An 18085-nucleotide genomic window follows, 5' to 3' on the forward strand; every position below is an offset into this window, starting at 1 on the left:
GCCGTCGATCGATCTCGCAGCGCAATACCGACGAATCTTTCGAGAGTGTGTCTCGTCAGGCTAGGCGACCAGTCTTTGGTCACCGTTAAGAAGCAAGCAGCTCGCTCAGCGTCTTGTGAGGTTGCCAATTCCGGTCACTGCAGCGAAACGATGTCGAGTCCGCATCGATGAGCCCAACCAAAACCTCCGCAACGATCCGGCCACCTACCGGACCAAGATAATTACCACCTGTGCAGATGTCGGCTTCGCGGAGAATGTAGTACCACAGAGGAGTTTCGCCACTCCATCCCGCAGAAGCAATGCCCACCTGTTCCGCGGTGAGCGGTTCAATTCCAAGATGACGAGCCACAGTTTCGCCGGACGGTAATCCCACGCCCTGTCCCCGTTGCAGATCACGGACAGCCAAAGAATGATAATCCTCAATCTCGACGTCGCCGGTGACTGCTATCGGCAACTCGATGAGCGGGCGCACAAGTTTCCCATCGATCTTCTTTGAGCGCTGGGCCGACGTCCTTTCTGGTGCGTCGAAAAACAGCTTCCAGTCGACCATGTGCTGATGCGGTACCGCACGGAAGCCGAGCAGATCAGGAAACAGCGGCAGAGGATCAGTCTGTGAATTCAATTGGTACCGATGGCGAATCTGACAGTGTCCATAGCGGTAAGCTGCATCGGCAAATTCAAGTGGTATGAATCCACCATGATCGGGACGAAACCATTGCGGACCATCGCGAAGCACCTCAGCCGCAAGTGTTGATCCGACAAGTGAAGGCAAAAACTCGTGAAGAACAATCCATTGATAATGCCATTGCAACTGGCGGACCGCTTCAATGAATGCGCTATCGTTCGGCATCCCCGCGACACGAGCTTCATCGACGAATGCATTATGAGCCTTCAGCATAGCGAGATGCAGCTGCGATATCAGCATGTGCGAATCGTTGCGCGGATCTCCAATAATCGCAGTTCCCTCTACGTTCCGCTGAAGATCCGCTCCCTGCGGGCCGAGCAGGAACTTCGCCGGATCGTCACGCTGGTAAAGGAAGGGTTGGCCCGTCGGTCCATCGCCGTAAAGGTTTTCAAGATTGAGCTTTGGGCTGCGTGCGTTGAGGAGAGCCTCCGTTCGAGTTTGCGACTGCAGGATCGATCGGTCAGCTGTTATGTCGTGGGCTACAAATTGGCCGAAGATAGGCCAACCGGCTGCGGCATCTCCAAGAGACTCGGAGGTATCACCGACGTCTCCGCAATCGCATATACCTCCTGCACGACCGAGCGCGTGCAGGAATTGCTCATCGGCGCGGAAGGAAGGCAAATCGGGAAACATTCGAGCATACATTGCGGGGCCAAGAGGCGCATCGATGGCAACATGGGCTCGCGCGGGCGACAGGCAGTGATTTCGGACGGATGCGGCGCATTGATGCATGATCCCTCTGCTCCTCATTTCGTTTGTCTTTATAAAGATTGTGACACCGGCCGGTCATTCGGATCTAATCACCTGTTCCCCGGCATGGCAAGACGTTTCTCGATACGCCGATCAGAATCAGCCATATAAGTGTAGGGAGGATGCCGCCTCGCCTATCCTCGTTTTCCAAGACAAGACAGCTGCTCGAAATGTGACAAGAAAATGGGTTATCAAAAATAAATTTATCGATGCCGCCCGGAAAGGAGATCTGGCTACCCTGGAAGGTCTCTTCGCAGAAGATGTGATGTCCTATTCAGACGGCGGCGGTGTGGTACGCACGGCGGCGCGTGCACCAGTCTCCGGTCGCGAGCGGGTTTGCGAAGTTCATCGCTGTTTTCGCGTCCCATTTCTGGATCGACATGACGCTTGCCTGGGTTGAAACGAATGGGCGGCTAGCGGCTCTTATGTGGCGTGATGGCAAGCCCGTTATGCTCGCGACGACGAATGCGTCGGCAGAAGGCATCGATCAGATCATGTGGATTATGAGACCGAGCAAGCTCGCCGCGATTCCGGTGCCCAGGTAAAGATCAAGCTACGCAGATAAAGATCTTCTTGACCAAAGGCCCGGCTGCAATAAGCCGGGCCTTTTTGACTCTGATTTCAGTGTGACTGGTGGAGAGAAAAAAGCGGTCGCGCATTACTCAAATCTTTTGCGAATCAATCCGGGTCCGCTTACCTGCTCTGCCTTGAGATTGAGATCGACTTCACCGCGTTCATCGGTCTTCGTGCTGCTAGCCATCCCGTAGTCCTTAAGGCCGAAGGGTACGATTCCCTGAATGTATCCCGAACCGTTACCCTGATCGGCGATCGTCAGATTCAGTGTTGCCGGCTTGGAAACGCCGCGCATCGTAAAGGTGCCGACGAGGTCATAGGTGGATTTCCCGGTCTGGACAACTTTGTTGGACTTGAACGAAATGACCGGTTGCTGCGCGGTGTTCAGCCGGTCCTTGCTCTTCAGTTCTTCATCGCTCTTGCTGCTCCTGGAATGCACGCTCGCTGTCTGTATTTCGACTTGCAACACGGCCGACGTAGGGTCGCGTGACGCGAACGTAAGAGTCGCGTTCCATTTGTCAAAATTGCCCGCCAGAGCCTTCGAAGATGTCGTATTGAATTGGATCGAGCTTTGGATGGGAGTAACCCGGAAAACAGGCACTTGCGCCCGGGACGATGGGCACAACATTGCACTCAGTAGTACGAGAGAGAGGACGGGCATTCGCATAACGAGAGTTTGGATGCGAGAGGGATTGTTGTCAATCGCGAATTGCCTCGCGATCGTCATTCGACAAAATTGCTTCCAGACTGCCGATGACTCAGAAAGCACCCGCCACAGCAATCGCCGACCTTTGCCCGAACTGTTTTCTTGCCGGAGACAGCATAATGAGGGCCACGCCGACTACAAAGAGTGCAGCCGATCCGCCCAGAAATTCATACTTGATCGCTGATGTTCCGCTTCAAGCGAACTCATTGATTGGAAGTTGAGCGATGCGCCGTTTCCAGAACATCGGAAGGGCCGTCAACTCCATCATCTGCCTCTGCATATCCGCGTCCGTTCCCATCCCGAAACTGTATTTCCAAATGTCGGCTACGCTGATCCTCTCAGGCGCGCGAGAAACCACCTCTATTACATCTCCAGGCCCGAGGCTACCTTCTCGCAATACCGAGGCGTACCAGCCCGGAAGGCCACGCCGGACAAAGAGAGCGACAATATCCGGACGTTGAAATTTGATTTGGAGCTTGTAGCAAGGACTCCTCGGTTGAGTCACTTGCAACAATGCGCTGCCGATTCGAAGTACGTCGCCAATGCAGACATCTTCTTCCGTGAGGCCATTCGTCGTGATGTTTTCCCCGAAGCTTCCTGCGGGTAGTGGACCGCTCCCTAGAAGCACCTCCCAACCAGCGTAGTGCTCGTGAGGATAGAAATAAACGGCTTTGTCCGCGCCGCCGTGTACCGTGCGATCGGCTTGAACATCTCCCTCCAGGCCGAGCCGGTAGACTGACACATTCGTGCCTACTGGTTGCTTGAAGTAGCCCGTCCTGATCGTTTGTCCAGCGAACTCGACATCTCTGAGGGCGCCACTCACATTAACCGACTGAACGTCATACTGCGAACTTGCGTGCATGACTACCTCACCCGCGACCTACTTGTAAATAGATTCCGGGCAACATCGATCGGATTCATGTCGAGAATGCCGAATACCACCGCGGCCTGGCCATCTGCGGTCGATTGCATGACGGCCAGGCCTGCGTGGTTCCGTTGCGCAGCTTTCTTAGAAAAGTATCTTCAGCGCAAGTTGAGTGTTGTATGGTTCGCCGGAGCCGATGCCGGGCGCTCCGTAGGAGACGCCGATGGTTGAGGTGCTCCAGCCAAACTCCGGACCGTAGCCAAGGTTTGCAAGCGGCTGCGCCAGGTTGGTGCGGTTGAATACATTGAACATCTCTACGCGGAACTGCGCCCGAACGCGCTCCTTGTAGAGGGGTATGTTCTTGATCAGCGAAAGGTCCACGTCTCTGAAGCCGGGTCCGATGACTTCGTTGCGACCCAGGTTGCCGTAGGTGCCGTTCGCCGGTACGGCGAAGCTGCTCGGGTTAAGGTATTGCGCATAAGAGGACTGCTGCACCGAGCGATCGCTGTTGCGGGCCGGTCCGGTGATGCTGGCACGGTCCTCATTCTCGCCTGTGCCGCTGTTGTCCTGACCGGTGAGAACGTTAACTGGCTCGCCGTTCTGGAACTTGAGGATGCCGTTGACCTCCCAGCCGTGTGTCAGAGCCTTCGGTCCATAGGACAGAGCAGGGACCTCGTAGTTGAGATATGCGGCGAAGTGATTTCGGATGTCAGCGTTTGCGTTGCCCCAGTCACCGGCAAGGTTGGCCGAGTCTTGAGGGATCGTGTTGAAGACGCTGGAGTCGTCGAGGTTGTGGCTCCAGGCATAGGCGAACTGGCTGGTAAACCCATGCCACGTGTTACTGCGCAGGGTCAACTGCAATGCGTTGAAACTCGACGACGCGGCGGAGTTGATCTGATTGATGATGCCGAAGTTGGGAAACTGCGTGAAGTATGGGCGTGAGGCCTGTTGCGCAGTGAAGGTGGAACCCGAACCGGTCGTCACCGTTGCGCTGCTTTGATCGAGTTGTTCTCCGGGGATCAATGCCGATTGGTTGATGTCCTGCAGAACAAGGTTGTGGCGGCTGACTGTTCCTGCATACCCGACGTTCAGCACCCACGCCTTACCCAGGCTCTGTTCAATGTTCAAGCCAAAAAGCTGCGCATACGGCGTTTTGAAGTTGCGGTCGACCGAGTAGATGGAAACCACATTGTTGCCCGTAGGCAGACCCTGGCTGGCCGTAAAGATCGGCGTTGCCTGGTTGGGCGCCCACACCGGCGCCAGCGGATTCGGCGCACCGAGAACGATGGACTCGTTGGGCTGGATGCCGGCCGGATTGTTGTTGACGCCTCCGGCGCCCCCATTGGGGATGCCGATATTGCCAAAGAAGGCTTGGCCTGCAGGCTGGTCGAAGTAGATGCCGTAGTTGGCGCGGACGACTGTGTTGTTAAGCACATGGTAGGCGATTCCGACGCGCGGCGAGAAGTTAAGCTTGTTGCTGTGGTAAATGTAGTCCGGAGTTTTTGAACCGGCGTTGGTTACCACGAGACCGCCATTGCTGGGGTCGAAGATGGAGAGGTTGGAGTCGTTGGTGTAGAAGGGCTGCTGATAGTCATAACGAAGGCCGAGGTTGACGTTCAACTTCGGCGTAATCTGCCAGGAGTCCTCCGTGAAAGCGGTGCCGGTGTGAGTGTAGATGAACCGTTCCTGCGTGCCGAGAGTAATGGTGGACTGATACGAGTAACCGGCGAGATAGTCGGCAAGGTTGAGTACGTTGGAGTCGGTGACAGAGGTATCGTTTGCCCACGGGCCAAGCACGCCTCCGGTGCCGAAGTTGAAAGCACCCCGGCCGCCCCAGTTGTAGTAAAGATCGATGTAGGCGCGGCGATATTCAAGACCAAAGCGCAACTCGTGCTTGCCTACGATCCAGGAGACTGTGTCCGAAATGTGGCCGGTGATGTCGTTGCGGCCCGACGTTGGCGTGATGCCGATCGAGTCGAAGCCGTTGATGGCAATCTGCGGAGAGCCGGACAAGCTCGCACCCGTGTTGAGGCCGGCCAATGTCAGTGGGTTCTGGCCGTGTTCCGCATCGGCAAAGGCCTGCGTGAAGTAGCTGACGCCCGCGGCAAGCTGATTGTCCAGCTTGGGGTGGAGGCTGTAATTCCAGACCGTATCGTAGTTCTGGATGTGCGAGGGGACACTTTGGAAATACTCCGGCAGGTAGGAGCAGACAAAGACGCAGTCGGGAGCCTGAGCATAGCCCTGGCCGAAATACCAACGCGCCGATATGTGGCTTCTATCGCTGAAATTGTGGTCCAACTTGGCTACGATGTTGTGGCTGTAGCCGCTTTGCGGCGCGGTGCTGGAGTAATTGCCCGGCTGAGCGGGAAGGTTGGCAATGGCGCTGGGATCCCATAGCGTTCTCAGGACGGCCTGCGAAACCTGGCTGGGCTGGACGTTGTATTTGTTCAACTCGGTGAGCGCCAGCGCCTGGTAGGCCGGTGACGGCTCGGTGACAGTATTGGGCTCTCCGATGATGAACTTCTGTTCTTCGTAGGTAAGAAAGAAGAAGGTGTGATCCTGCCAGATGGGGCCGCCGAGCGAACCGCCCCAGTTCTGATTGCGAAGCGGCTGCTCCGGAGTTCCGGGAGCCACAAACGGCGAAGTTACGGCCAGCGCCTCGTTGCGGTTGAAGTAATAAGCCGAGCCGTGGAAGTGATTGGAGCCGGACTTGGTCGTAATATTCAGGTTACCACCCGGACTACGGCCGGATTCGCTGTTGCCCGTTGTCTGCAGCGAGTACTCGTCGAGCGCGTCGATGGGATAGATAACGCCGGCAATGCCGCTGATGCCGCCCTGGTTCACCGCGTCCACGTTCAGGTAAAGATCGTTGTTGTCCGTGCCGTCGATGGTGTAGTTAACCTGATTGCCGCGCGTACCGTTGACCGAGCCGGAGTTGTTGTAGCCGGCAAAAGATGCCGAGGTGCCGAAAAGCTGCGTGAAGTCGCGGCCGTTGAGAGGCACATCCTGCAGCGACTTGGAATCGAGGGTCGTAGTCTGCGTCACGGTAGTGGTGTCGAGCGAAATGGCATCGGCCGAAACTTCTATCGTGGAGGCCTGGTGCGCAACGGTCAGCTTGACGGGCAGCGTATATATCTTGCCGGCCAGCACTTGTACTCCGGTGATTTCGGCGGCCTGGAAGCCTATGGCCTCCAACTTGATCGTGTAGGTACTCAGCGGAAGATCATTGAATGAGAATTCGCCTGCGGCAGACGAAACGGTGTCGTGGGCGGTTGCGGTGGCTACGTCAGTGGCAGTTACCTTGACGCGGGAAACAACCGCGCCGGATGGATCGGTGATGGTTCCGTTAATGCTGCCGCGAAAGGTCTGTGCGAGCGAAGATCCGACGATAAGCAAAAACAAAACAAGCAACGGAAATGCGTACATCCTGCTTCTATTTCTTTGCATAAACGCTCCTCACAAATGCATCAAGTCGCCGCACCCAAGAAGGTCACAACAGGGGACGGCGGGCATGGTCGTGGTTATGGATGTAGGCTGGCCTGCGGGCTGAGACCAGCTCGTGTCTGGGGATATGACTACACGTCCGACTACATACTGGTATTGAAGAGCTAACTCGGGAGCGGTAGCACCCCGCCAACGGAGATGGCGGAGCAGACTCAGTTATGTCAGAGGCGACAACAATAACGCGAGTTTGCGAACGCGCTGAGCATGAATGGGAGAAATACTAACACAGACATCTTGGTTCGCCGGATCGATATTTCTACATCGATCGCGAGACTGCCGGAGTTCACTCGCTGACCCGTTATTTCCGATGGCCTGCATCGCTGGAGATAGGACATTTCAATTTGTCCGCGCATTGCTCTCCCGAGGCCGGGATGTAATATCGAAACGAGATGACAGAGGATAAGCAGAAGCAACTCCACACTAGCGAGGAATCGGTAGACATTCTCCTTTTCGGTGCGCATCCTGACGATGTGGAATGGGGCGCCGGAGGCACGGCCTTAACACTGAAGGCAGCTGGCATTTCCTTCGGCGTTGTAGATCTCACTCGAGGCGAAATGGGATCGCGAGGTACTGCTGAAGAACGCGACAAAGAGGCAGAGGCCGCCGCCGCCGGGATGGGAGCCCGGTTTCGCCAGAACCTTGGCATGCCCGATTGCGGAGTCGTCGATTCCGTCGAGAACAGAAAACAGATTGCGAGTGTTATCCGAAAGTGGCGCCCGAAGTTGGTGTTGGCGCCTTATTGGGAGGACCGCCATCCTGACCACGCAGCGACCGGCCAACTCATCCGAAATGCCGCCGTCTATTGCGCGCTAAGAAAGTCGGACGACCCGAATCTGCCACACAAGCCCTCGGCTTACCTGTATTACCTGCTGCACAACTTCACACACCCTGGCCTGGTTGTCGACATCTCCGGCATCTATGCTCGTAAGCTCGAGCTCCTTCGGATACACGCTTCGCAGTTTGCAAAAACCGCCCAGGGTTTCGGAGTGTTGCCGCTTGGGATGAACGATTACTTATTCGGGCTGGAATCTCGCGACCGTTTCTTCGGCTCGCTCATCGGCGTTCATCACGGGGAAGCATTCGTGAGTGCGGTTCCTTTGAAACTTGGCAGTATCGGCGATCTTCCATTCCTCCACTAACGTCGAAGGCCGACATGATCAATGCTCAATGTAGAAAAGGCAGTCACTGTGCGTGAGCTGTCGATGCCGAATCCGAAATCGACGCATTCGCTGCTGCCGAGATTTCAGATAACACTGGTAAATTCGCTATGGCCTTGACGTGAGCGAGGTCGCTCACTCGATTTCGTGATCGCCTTCAGGTGATGACGCGCTCTGACCCTGGCAGTTCCCGGGCTCGTGTCTCTTCACTCGATATGTTCTTCCATCTGAGCTCAAGTAAGAGACACGAGACCGTGCCGATCGGTTGCAGTCCGGCTACTGAATCGCCGTGCTGGCAGGCACGACTGGCAGAAGGACAGCGCTGGCGCCAGACGAGCCATGCTCAATGGATACTGTAGCTTTCTGATAATCCTGAGGTTGTGCAAAGAAGATGTTCGGTACGTAAGACTGCGGATTGCGATCGTACAGAGGAAAGAGCGTCGATTGGACCTGGACCATAATCCGATGCCCAGGCTTGAAGACGTAGTTCATCGTGGGCAGGCGGAACTTATATTCCTGGACCTCTCCGGCAGGAATGGCGCTCGGCTCCGCGAAGCTCTTGCGATACCTCCCGCGAAAGATATCCATGCTGACCGGTAGCTGATAACCACCCATCTCGGGCTGCTCGGCCACTGTCGGCGGGTACACGTCGATGATCTTGACGATGAAGTCCCCATCGGTGCCGGTCGTCTTCGCAAAGATATCCGCAAAGGGCGCTCCCTCAACGCGCACGGGTTCAGTCAGTATTGGCGTTTGGTACGAGATCACGTCCGTGCGAGTGGAGACAAAGCGCTGGTCCTGGACCAGCCACGTGGCCCAGCGTGGATGCGTGCTGAACTGTAACGGTACCTCGATGAACGGTACTGGCTTGGCTGGATCGGAGACGTAGCTATCCTCACCTGCTGATGCTGCACGAAAAGCCAGACCATTATTCGATTGGAGATAGAGCGGAGTGAGGTGCTGTTCCGTTGCACCTGGCCAGTCAGAGAACTTATCCCAATGGTTCTCTGCCGGGTTATAGATCAGCACCTGCGGCGTTGGTTCGGCGGGCTTCCGATCCTTGAGATAAGTATCGAAGAAAGGAATCAGAACATTTCTGCGGAAATCAGCAGCGGTGTCACCCTTCCACTTAAGGGGCCCCAGATTCTCCGCAGCACCGTTGACCTGGCTGTGATACCAGGGGCCCATCACCAAATGATTGTTGGCGATCATGCCTTTAGCTTTCAGTGCCTCCCATGTATGGATAGCACCGTACATATCCTCCTGGTCCCACAGGCCCTGAAGCCACATGGTTGGGACAGTCGACGGATGAGCAACTGTTATCTTGTCGAGCGCTTGTCCCTGCCAGAAGGCATCGTATGCCGGATGCGTTGATAAGCGGTTCCAGAAACTGAGTTGCTGAAAGCCATTTTCAATGGCCCAATTACCCGCTGAACCGGCATCGAGGAAATTCTGATAATCGTCCGCACTCCACCGCGGACCTGAATCTCCCTTGCCAGTCTTGCTTGTCTGTTCGGTGAAATAGTCGAGGTTCACCTGACGGAACGCGCCATAGTGAAACCAGTCATCACCCATCCAGCCGTCGATCATCGGGCTTTCTGGTGCGGCAACCTTGACGGCGGGATGCGGCCCGAGAAGTGCCATCGTCACCGTCCACCCATCGTATGAGGAGCCGATCATGCCGACTCGCTGGTTCGATTCCGAGACGTTCTTCACGAGCCAATCGACAGTATCCCAGGCATCCGTGGTGTCATCTGTCTTCGTTGGATTCATCGGACCCATCGGGGGACGTGTCATCACATAGTCGCCTTCGGAGCCATACTTCCCGCGGATGTCCTGATACACGAAGATGTAGCCATCGTCGACCCACTCGCGGTTCGCCGCCCACACGATGTCTCTCAGATGTGGACTGTCTTTTTCCGTAAAGAAGTTCGCGTCGTAGGGAGTGCGCTCAAGCAGCATGGGAAGATGGTCCGCTCCCTTGGGAACGACGATGATGGTGTGAAGCTTAACCCCATCGCGCATCGGTATCATCACCTCGCGTTTGACATAGTCATAGTCCGCTTCAGGCTTCTGCCATTTGGCCGGAATATCGCTGCCCGTCTGGACCAGGCCGCCGTTCTGTGACCATGCGGCAGAGACCGCCAGAGAAGCAAAAAGAGAGGCAACGACAAGACTTTTACGAAGCTTCACGCACAATCCTTTCAAAAGGGAGATTTCAAAACCATATTATCGTGAGGAGCTTCCAAAGATTCGTTCTCTCAGCTCCGAGCGAGCCGGATGATGGGGAGAGCTGGCTGCGAGATACTCGATTGGCATTGGACAGCGCTTGCGGCTTTGCCCCGAAGAGAATGAAAGAACGACTCGACCCTCGTGGCATGCGGTTATGAAAGCCTGCCAACCTTGCTTCGTGTCCAGCGTCCGGAGTTCGCTATGCTCTCGCTGCGATCCAAGGTCAAGGTGTCGCAAAGCGCAGCCGGCTGCGTCCACGCACAAGCCATACATCTATCTGTCGGCCGGCGTGAGCAAGCCGGTCTTCGTCGAAACGTTGGAGCTTGCCGGAGAAAGCGGCACCACCTTCAACGGCATGCTCTGCGGCCGCGCTATGTGGAAGGACGGCATCGCCATCTATGCCAAGCAGGGAGCGAAGGCCTTTGAGGAGTGGCTCAACACCCAGGGCGTCGAGAACATCAACAATGTCAACAAGGCGCTCGAAGCGGCGTACTTCCGGTACGACAAGATCGATGTAAAGGAACCAGCGCTAGCGTAATAGGATGTTAGTAACTCTGATACAAAAGCCGTCCCGGTTGGGGACGGCTTTTGCTTTTGTGTCGTGTCATGCTTCTAACTCACTTGCCTGTGGACGGTATATGTCGGCATATCGATCTTCTGCCTATGGATAGTCGATCATTCATTTCGTAATGCCTGCATCGGATCGATTCGCGATGCTTTCCACGCCGGCAGCAGGCAGGCCAGCGCGGCGACGATGATCAGCGCCAACGAGACCAGCGCGAAGACTATCGGATCGAGCGGCTGTGTGCTGTAGAGCAACGAGGCGAGCACCCGCGTGAGCCCGGCTGAGGCAGCAATGCCCAGCATCAGTCCAACGACCGCTGGCTGCAGGCCATCAGCCAGCAATAGGCGGAGCACATGTTGCCGGTGCGCTCCCAGCGCCATGCGGATGCCGATCTCCGAGGTGCGCATGGTCACGAGGAAGGAGAGCACGCCGAAGAGCCCGACCGAGGCCAAAACCAGCGAGAGCCCAGCGAAGACCGAGAGCAGCGTCGCATTGAAGTTGGCATCGGCGGTATTTTTGCCGATCAGATCGTCATAGCTAAGGATGTCGGTCACCGCCACCGAGGGATCGACCGAGGCCACCAGCTTCTGCACGGTCGTCGCCAGCGCGAACGGATCCCCCGCGGTGCGGATGAAGACCGAAGGATCGCTGCTGACGCCCGTCCAGAGTGGGAAATAAACAATCGGCACAATGGGATCGCTGGACGTTAGGTGAACATCGCCAACTACGCCGACGACTTCATTCTTGTCGTTGGTTATACCGTTGGGTGCAGTATTGGAGTCGCGAAGGTGCAGGCCGATGGGATCGCGGGAGCCGAGATACTCACGTGCGAAGGATTGACTCACAATAGCGAGCTGCCCGTGGGCGAGCCGGTCTGCGCCGGTAAAGGTGCGACCCCTCAGTAGCGGAATGCCGAGATCGCGGAAGTAATTCGGCGAGACAAAGCGAACCTCGACATCGATCATGGAGCCTTGCGGGCGTGGCATCTCGGCGACGGTCATGCCTTGGTCGGAGCCGCCGCCCTGGCCAGGGAGTGAGGAAGCGAAGCCTGCGGCGCGGACACCCGGCAGACGCTGGAGCCGTGTGAGGATCTGTTCATAGATGGAAACCAGCTTTGTCTCTTTTTGGTACTCCGGAGCGTAAGGCATGTTGAGGCTGAGCGTAAGCGTGTGGGCGCTCGAGACGCCGATCGCCGTTGAGCGCAGGTTTCGGTAGCTTCGCAGGAATAGTCCGGCACCGATCAGCAGCACCACTGTCAGTGCGACCTCGATGGTCAGGAGAGCCCGGCGGAACCGCAGGCTCCGGCGACTGCCGCTTACTGCGCGGGACTGGTCTTGCAGCGCCGAGAGCAGCTGGTCATGACGATCCGCAAAATCCGGCGCGAGCCCGGCGAGCAGTCCGCAGGCCAGAGCTACTAGCAGCGCAAAACCGAGCGCTGTGGCATCAAGATGGATGCTCTCGACGCGGGGCAGGTCATCCCTGCGGCTCACCAGCCACTGCAACGCGAGCTGTGCGAAGAGAATTCCGAATACACCCCCGAATACGCAGAGAACCATACTTTCCATCAGGCGGTCTAACAATAGTCGCCCACGTGAACCCCCGAGGGCGCTGCGAATCGCCAGTTCCCGGCGGCGCGAGGCCGAGCGGGCAACGAGCAGGTTTGCGATATTGAGACAGGCGATCAGTTGCAGGCAGCCGGTTGCCGCGAACAGGATGTTCAGGACCGTGCGAACCCGATAAGTATCTGCATCGAGCAGACCGGAGACGTGCGCAGATTGGTCGATAAAGTCATTCGGAGGCTGGCTCTGCGCCCGCAGGTAGGAGATGCGGCTCAGATCGTCCTGCGCCGCAGCCAGTGTGATGCCGGGCTTGAGTTTGCCTATGACCTCGAAATTATGACTGCTGTGCGAGGCCAGTACCGTGGGAGAAAAAAGCGGATTGAGTGTGACCCATAGCTGGGTCCGCGGGCTGGGATAGCTGAACCATTGTGGCAACACACCAATGACGGTGTAGGGCTGCGTATCGAGAAGTATCTTCTGCCCTAAAATGCCCGGCGAGCCGGCGAAGCGGCGCTTCCAGAAGCTCCAGCTTAGAATGACAGTTTTATTTGCCCCGTAGACATCATCCGCGCTGGTAAAGAGCCGCCCGAGCGTAGGCTGCACGCCAAGCAACGGCAGCGCCTGCCACGTGGAAAATTCGACAACCAGATGCTCAGGAAGCTGGCCACGCTCGCCAGCCATGTTGAACCGCCATTCGTTGGCGATGGCCATCTGCTCGAAGCTGTGGTTCTGTTCCCGCCACACGCCCCAGGTTCCACCGGCAACCTGCACATGGATATGACCTGGGGCCGAGGTTGCCTCCCAGGCGCGCACCAGCCTATCCGAGTCCGGCAATGGCAGCGGTTTGAGTAGCACGGAGTTCACCACCGTGAACAGTGCCGCGGTGGCGCCGACGCCAAGGGCCATCACCAGCACCACAGTGAGTGAAAAACCGGACGTGCGTGCGAGATTGCGCAGGGTTTGGCGGAGATGCATTGAGGGCTCCCGAAAAGACTTCGACTTCCAAAAGGCAAGCCTGGTGCCACTTCGTCGATAGTTAAGTCGTTGAAACGATGAATCCACTAAAGAGAGAGCTGACCATCCTTAGAACTCGGTTGTTCGATAATGAACAGCAATATGCCCGCGGATTTCGAGAACGGTATGAGGAGTGCCCTGAAACCGTTACAACTCAACTGGCGATAAGAAACCAACGCGCTCATCCACAGTCACTCGACAACTGCCTCGTCGATTTCCCATTCATGGCGAGCAGGTCTCCTCAAGCAAAAAGCGTTCCACGAGACAGATTGCCCCCGCGGCGGCCAATCTGTTTACCTTCGATAAATGTTCTGCCGAGCCGGCCGACCGAATCCTCAACCGGCCGAATGCCCCAGCGTTCAGTTGAAGAAGCTCCTGTGTTTGAGCAGAAATTGCTCGACGCTCAGCGGCGGTCTTCCACCGATCTCTTCGACATAGTTGTTGGTTCCGGCAAAGAGTCCGTTGGTGTGGTCGATCGCCACCTCTCCCAGGTGCTGCATCAGATACTCATTGCCTGCGCGGCTGGTAAGCCGATCCGTCTCGGCATACATGGACGCCGCGTCATTCCGCTGCGGCCGGTCTGCTGCAGCCTGCGCGGTGATTTGGGCGAACTTCTCGATCGGCACATTCTGATACCTGACGGTACGGCCGAGCACCCGTCCCATGATCTCCGCTATCTCAGCGTAAGTATGCTCGACCGGCCCGTAGAGGGGATAAATCTTTCCCCGGTGCGGCTCAGGGTTGGAGAGAATACCGGCGATGACTCGTCCCTGATCTTCTCCCGCGATGGGCGCGTGCCGCCCCGTCGTGAATGGGCCGTAGATGGTATCGCCCTGCTTCAGCATCGGCGCCATATAGAGCAGCCACTCGGCAAAATAGGTGGGGCGGATGTGAATGACATTGAGCCCGCTCCAGTCGAAGACCCGTTCGGCCAGCCAGTGCTGCAGCGCAGAATTGCTCAGTGAATCCTCTCGCGCTGACTTCTGCGACATATTCACCACCGCGTCGACTCCAACCTCCTTAGCCGCCTGCGCAAATTGTGCGGTCGCCTGGACGAGTCCCGGTCGGATTGGATAAACGAAATAGGCGCGCTGAATTCCCTTGAGCGCCGACCGTACTGCTTCGAAATCGAGCAGATCGCCGAAGACGACTTCTGCGCCGGCCTGTTGCAGGCGCTCCGATCGCTCGTCCTGGCGGTGGGCCAGCGCCCGGACTTCATACCCCCGCTGCTGCAGTTCTTTCACGGTTGCGGAACCGGTAGCACCTGTTGCACCTGTAACAAGAATTTTGGTTGCGGCCATTGTCGATCTCCTTTAGATGTCAATTGACATCTAATAATATGTCGAGTAACATCTAATTTGTCAAGAGGCCAAAACGCTGGGTGGTGGGCGAGCTTGCCTTTGGGGCTGAAGCCCTCCTCTCTTCGAAGCGCAACGTACGGGCTGATGCCCGTGCTCTTCAAACGGACCCATGACCTAACACTGAAAGCAGCAGGAGTGGAATGAGAAGATCACGACAGGACGCAGCAGCCACGCGGGAGCGCATCTTGAAGAGTGCTGCGGCAGAATTTCGTCGCAACGGCATCGATGGTACGGGCCTGGCCGACCTGATGGCGGCAGCCGGCCTCACTCACGGCGGCTTCTACAAGCACTTCGGCTCGAAGGAACAGATCGTGGCAGAGGCCTGTGCTGAGGCTGCCAACTCCCTGACCAACTCCCTGTCGGCGATCGCGGGGCGGACAAAAAGCAAAGTCTCGCTCGAAGACGTTGTAGGCAGCTACCTGTCTCGCGCCAAACGGGACTCACCCGCCGACAGTTGCCCTCTGGCCATGATGGGAAGCGAACTCGCCCGCCAGGGAGCGGAAACACGGGATGCTGCATCGGGAAGCTTCTTGAAGCTCACTCGATTACTCGTGCCGCTGATGCCGGATGCGGAGCCGGAAGTGAAGGCGCGCAACGCCATGGTGGCGATGTGCGCGATGATCGGCGCGTTAACTGTCGCCCGCATCGTCCCTGAAGAATCGCTTTCGGATGCGATTCTTTCCGAGATGACACGGGCGATCAGCACGGGTCAGATGCGCGGCTCGGGCAAGCCGAAACTATCGGCAGGCAAATCTACTTCCCGATAATGCGGAAGTTTCCGCTGCAATGAAGCATGCTCATCATGTAGAGCATGCCGTCGAAATAGCGCTGCTCACCGGATGGCACCGGGGTATTCCATAGCTCCTCGACGAATGCTTTGGAGACCGGGCCCTCGGTGGCCGCGAAGCTGCCCACAGCGGTGGTCGAGACCATGCCTACGGAATGGCGCTCCGAGAGCGGCTTGCCGTCGAGCGTATAGCGGTCCACGAACTTGCCGATACCCTGGGCATATAGGAATTTCTGAATGCGATCGCTCAGCACTGTTTCCTGCGGAGCCTTCTTCCACCACGAATAATCGACTGACCAGTTGCTCACGCTGCGCCAGGAGTCATATCCGAACGATGTGGGAGTGCCGTCGCGGCTGATGATCTGCGTCATGTCGAAGTGATTGCGCTCGGGAGTTAAGCCGGTCTCTGGGCCGGTCACCTTAGCGAACATGGTGCGGCTGACGTCGGCGGCTTTGGCCCAGAACTCTCGGTCTTCCTGCGGTCCCCAGCGCGCCCAGAGTTCGTAGAAGGCGGGCAGATGATAGGAGGCATCGGTAAAACCGCCGGGCTCATTGGGCACGAAGCGAATCATGTTGTAATTTTCTTCAACCATCGGGCCGATGGTCTCGGGGCGCTGCGTTCGCGGCCCGCGCGGGAAGTGCGGCATGGTGCCGTTGGCCTCGGCTGCACGGTTATTGGGGCTGGGCCAGGGGTGGTCCGGATAGACGAACGGCGGATCGTCGGGATGGATGCGGAAGGGACCGGTTTCTGTAACCACCGGATGATGGCGCATGCCGCGCAGAATTTTGTCCGCCTCCGCCTGATAGTTGTAGATGCCGGTGCCATTGCCCCAGCGGTGCGCCGCGAAATAAAGCGCCATGGTGTAGTACTCTTCACCATCGGGCGCGGCACCGGTCGACCGCGGCGAGCCGTCGGTGCTCATCGACCAGGCAAAATATCCCACCGACGGATTTTTAGGATCACTGATGAGCATGTAGGTCTTCGACCAGTTCCAGAGCGCGTCGAACTCTCGCTTCTTGTTCATCTGGACGGCGATCATCATGCCGTAGCTCATGCCTTCGGTGCGGGCGTCGTTGTTGGCCCAGTCGGTGATGTATGCGAGCGTTCCGTTCTCATTCCTTCCGGTCTCGAAATAAACCCGCTCCTCCTGGCCATCGCCATGGAAGAGTTGCTGAAAGGCTTTCTCGATCTTGGCCTGTGTCTGCGCTGGGGTATGTCCCTGTTCGGCGAAGAGATCGCGGTAATGGCCGGTCTTATAGGCGCCATCGCCATCTCCCGGCATGCGGGGAATGTCGCTGAGAGGCGCATCGATGTGGGATGCGGGCATCGATCCCGGCGAGAACTGAGCCATCACCACCGGCGCGGCACAAAGCGAAAGCAGAATAGCAGCGGAGGAGCGAAAGAATTTCGAAGAGCGGGCAGGCACGCGGGAACCTCGCAAAAATGGCTGATTGATAAAATTTTGGCAGCTTCGACGACGCTCTTATTCGACTACAGAATGAGCACTATCGTCGAGTCCCGAAATATCTCCGTCATATTTGAGTTTCGCTTGCGACAAAGCGATCTGGAACGGCGACGGGACCTGCGGCAGGAAAAGCACTAAACTGAAGCCATGCTCGATGAACTTACCTTTCGCCGCAATGCCGACCACGCCATCGAATCCCTCAAGAAGAGCCTCATCGAGGCCGAGGAAGGCGGCGGCTTCGAAGCAGAAGAACAGAATGGCGTGCTGAATGTCGTCTTCGAGGAGCCTCCGGCGAAGTTCGTCATCACTCCCAACGCGCCTGTTCGCCAGATCTGGATCTCGGCGCTCTCGACCAGCTTCAAGCTGGACTGGTCGGATGCAGCCGGCGACTTCGTCTCGGCGAAGGATTCTCTTGCGCTGAAGCCGCTGATCGCGAAGCTGATCAACCAGCAGCTGGGCGGCGGCTCCGTCACACTCGACTAACATTTCTGCAATGCAAGCCGCTGGATAGACCCGAGGCGGGCTGACGACCTGTAGAGAACTGCAGCACCGCACCTGCAGATAGTGGCATACCGCGGTGAACCCGTCACTCGTACACTGGAGCGGGTTGCGGCACGATACTTGTTTTCGCCATTATCACCTGAGGATAGGGGTCTCTTGACAGCGGCAGTTCCCGCATCTGCGTTCGCCGGAGGTACTGCGGGTCTGTTTTTACGATCGCTGCGGAGATATTTCGCAAATGAGCCGGCAAAAACGAGAACGCTGAAGCTGCTTTCGCTTTTTTTCTTTTCAGTTTTTTTCTCGCTTCATCCTCTTCTAGCCCTCGATCCAGGCAGACCTCTTTCGCAATACGGACATACT

At 57.1% G+C, this 18085-nt stretch carries 13 protein-coding genes; 5 read left to right on the forward strand and 8 right to left on the reverse strand.

What is annotated here, in order from left to right:
• Positions 1–85 precede the first annotated feature (85 nt).
• On the reverse strand, positions 86–1435 hold the full coding sequence (locus XX99_RS22150; RefSeq protein WP_082125834.1) for a peroxidase family protein: 1350 nt from the start codon (positions 1433–1435) through the stop codon (positions 86–88).
• A 308-nt stretch (positions 1436–1743) separates the two neighbouring features.
• Here XX99_RS22150 and XX99_RS26915 point away from each other — a divergent pair, with 308 nt between their 5' ends.
• The gene (locus XX99_RS26915) at positions 1744–1980 is read left to right on the forward strand and encodes a hypothetical protein (RefSeq protein WP_197081932.1); all 237 of its coding nucleotides are present in this window, start codon (positions 1744–1746) and stop codon (positions 1978–1980) included.
• Positions 1981–2093: 113 nt separating this feature from the next.
• Here the strand turns inward: XX99_RS26915 and XX99_RS22160 are convergent, their stop codons facing one another.
• The 3 genes from XX99_RS22160 to XX99_RS22170 all read right to left on the reverse strand — a co-directional run bounded on the left by XX99_RS22160 (position 2094) and on the right by XX99_RS22170 (position 7026).
• Complete coding sequence (locus tag XX99_RS22160; RefSeq protein WP_050061599.1) at positions 2094–2609, reverse strand: YceI family protein; 516 nt, start codon at positions 2607–2609, stop codon at positions 2094–2096.
• Between the two features lie 298 nt (positions 2610–2907).
• Positions 2908–3576, reverse strand: a complete 669-nt coding sequence (locus XX99_RS22165; protein ID WP_050061600.1) for an MOSC domain-containing protein — start codon at positions 3574–3576, stop codon at positions 2908–2910.
• A gap of 147 nt (positions 3577–3723) precedes the next feature.
• The gene (locus tag XX99_RS22170) at positions 3724–7026 is read right to left on the reverse strand and encodes a TonB-dependent receptor (RefSeq protein WP_082125836.1); all 3303 of its coding nucleotides are present in this window, start codon (positions 7024–7026) and stop codon (positions 3724–3726) included.
• A gap of 446 nt (positions 7027–7472) precedes the next feature.
• On the opposite strand from XX99_RS22170, the gene bshB1 reads away from it, so the two are divergent.
• The gene (bshB1, locus tag XX99_RS22175; RefSeq protein WP_050061602.1) at positions 7473–8222 is read left to right on the forward strand and encodes a bacillithiol biosynthesis deacetylase BshB1; all 750 of its coding nucleotides are present in this window, start codon (positions 7473–7475) and stop codon (positions 8220–8222) included.
• A gap of 294 nt (positions 8223–8516) precedes the next feature.
• Here bshB1 and XX99_RS22180 read toward each other — a convergent pair whose 3' ends face one another.
• Positions 8517–10433: a CocE/NonD family hydrolase gene (locus XX99_RS22180; protein WP_050061603.1), complete on the reverse strand. Its 1917-nt coding sequence runs from the start codon at positions 10431–10433 to the stop codon at positions 8517–8519.
• 328 nt (positions 10434–10761) lie between these two features.
• On the opposite strand from XX99_RS22180, the gene XX99_RS22185 reads away from it, so the two are divergent.
• On the forward strand, positions 10762–11010 hold the full coding sequence (locus XX99_RS22185) for a hypothetical protein (RefSeq protein WP_050061604.1): 249 nt from the start codon (positions 10762–10764) through the stop codon (positions 11008–11010).
• A 137-nt stretch (positions 11011–11147) separates the two neighbouring features.
• Here the strand turns inward: XX99_RS22185 and XX99_RS22190 are convergent, their stop codons facing one another.
• Together XX99_RS22190 and XX99_RS22195 are read right to left on the reverse strand one after the other, a co-directional pair.
• Positions 11148–13571 carry an ABC transporter permease gene (locus XX99_RS22190; protein WP_050061605.1) on the reverse strand — a complete coding sequence of 808 codons (2424 nt, stop codon included), beginning with the start codon at positions 13569–13571 and terminating at the stop codon, positions 11148–11150.
• A gap of 398 nt (positions 13572–13969) precedes the next feature.
• A complete protein-coding gene (locus XX99_RS22195) occupies positions 13970–14911 on the reverse strand; it encodes an NmrA family NAD(P)-binding protein (protein WP_050061606.1) in 942 nt (313 codons plus the stop codon).
• 200 nt (positions 14912–15111) lie between these two features.
• Here XX99_RS22195 and XX99_RS22200 point away from each other — a divergent pair, with 200 nt between their 5' ends.
• Complete coding sequence (locus tag XX99_RS22200) at positions 15112–15738, forward strand: TetR/AcrR family transcriptional regulator (protein ID WP_050061607.1); 627 nt, start codon at positions 15112–15114, stop codon at positions 15736–15738.
• Here the strand turns inward: XX99_RS22200 and XX99_RS22205 are convergent.
• Entirely contained in the window at positions 15725–17185 is a 1461-nt protein-coding gene (locus XX99_RS22205; RefSeq protein ID WP_156186151.1) for a glycosyl hydrolase family 8, read from the reverse strand. The genes XX99_RS22200 and XX99_RS22205 overlap by 14 nt on opposite strands.
• 186 nt (positions 17186–17371) lie before the next feature.
• Here XX99_RS22205 and cyaY point away from each other — a divergent pair, with 186 nt between their 5' ends.
• Positions 17372–17707, forward strand: a complete 336-nt coding sequence (gene cyaY / locus XX99_RS22210; RefSeq protein WP_050061608.1) for an iron donor protein CyaY — start codon at positions 17372–17374, stop codon at positions 17705–17707.
• The last annotated feature ends 378 nt before the right edge of the window (positions 17708–18085 follow it).

Origin of the sequence: Silvibacterium bohemicum, from assembly GCF_001006305.1 — a bacterium.
Taxonomy (GTDB): Bacteria; Acidobacteriota; Terriglobia; order Terriglobales; family Acidobacteriaceae; genus Silvibacterium; species Silvibacterium bohemicum.

What these genes read in the sequence shown, in the direction of transcription:
- XX99_RS22165 (WP_050061600.1), bottom strand. Translation starts at nt 3,576, where the DNA reads ATGCACGCAAGTTCGCAGTATGACGTTCAGTCGGTTAATGTGAGTGGC.
- XX99_RS22200 (WP_050061607.1), top strand. Translation starts at nt 15,112, where the DNA reads ATGAGAAGATCACGACAGGACGCAGCAGCCACGCGGGAGCGCATCTTG.
- XX99_RS22195 (WP_050061606.1), bottom strand. Translation starts at nt 14,911, where the DNA reads ATGGCCGCAACCAAAATTCTTGTTACAGGTGCAACAGGTGCTACCGGT.
- bshB1 (WP_050061602.1), top strand. Translation starts at nt 7,473, where the DNA reads ATGACAGAGGATAAGCAGAAGCAACTCCACACTAGCGAGGAATCGGTA.
- cyaY (WP_050061608.1), top strand. Translation starts at nt 17,372, where the DNA reads ATGCTCGATGAACTTACCTTTCGCCGCAATGCCGACCACGCCATCGAA.
- XX99_RS22170 (WP_082125836.1), bottom strand. Translation starts at nt 7,026, where the DNA reads ATGCAAAGAAATAGAAGCAGGATGTACGCATTTCCGTTGCTTGTTTTG.
- XX99_RS22150 (WP_082125834.1), bottom strand. Translation starts at nt 1,435, where the DNA reads ATGAGGAGCAGAGGGATCATGCATCAATGCGCCGCATCCGTCCGAAAT.
- XX99_RS22190 (WP_050061605.1), bottom strand. Translation starts at nt 13,571, where the DNA reads ATGCATCTCCGCCAAACCCTGCGCAATCTCGCACGCACGTCCGGTTTT.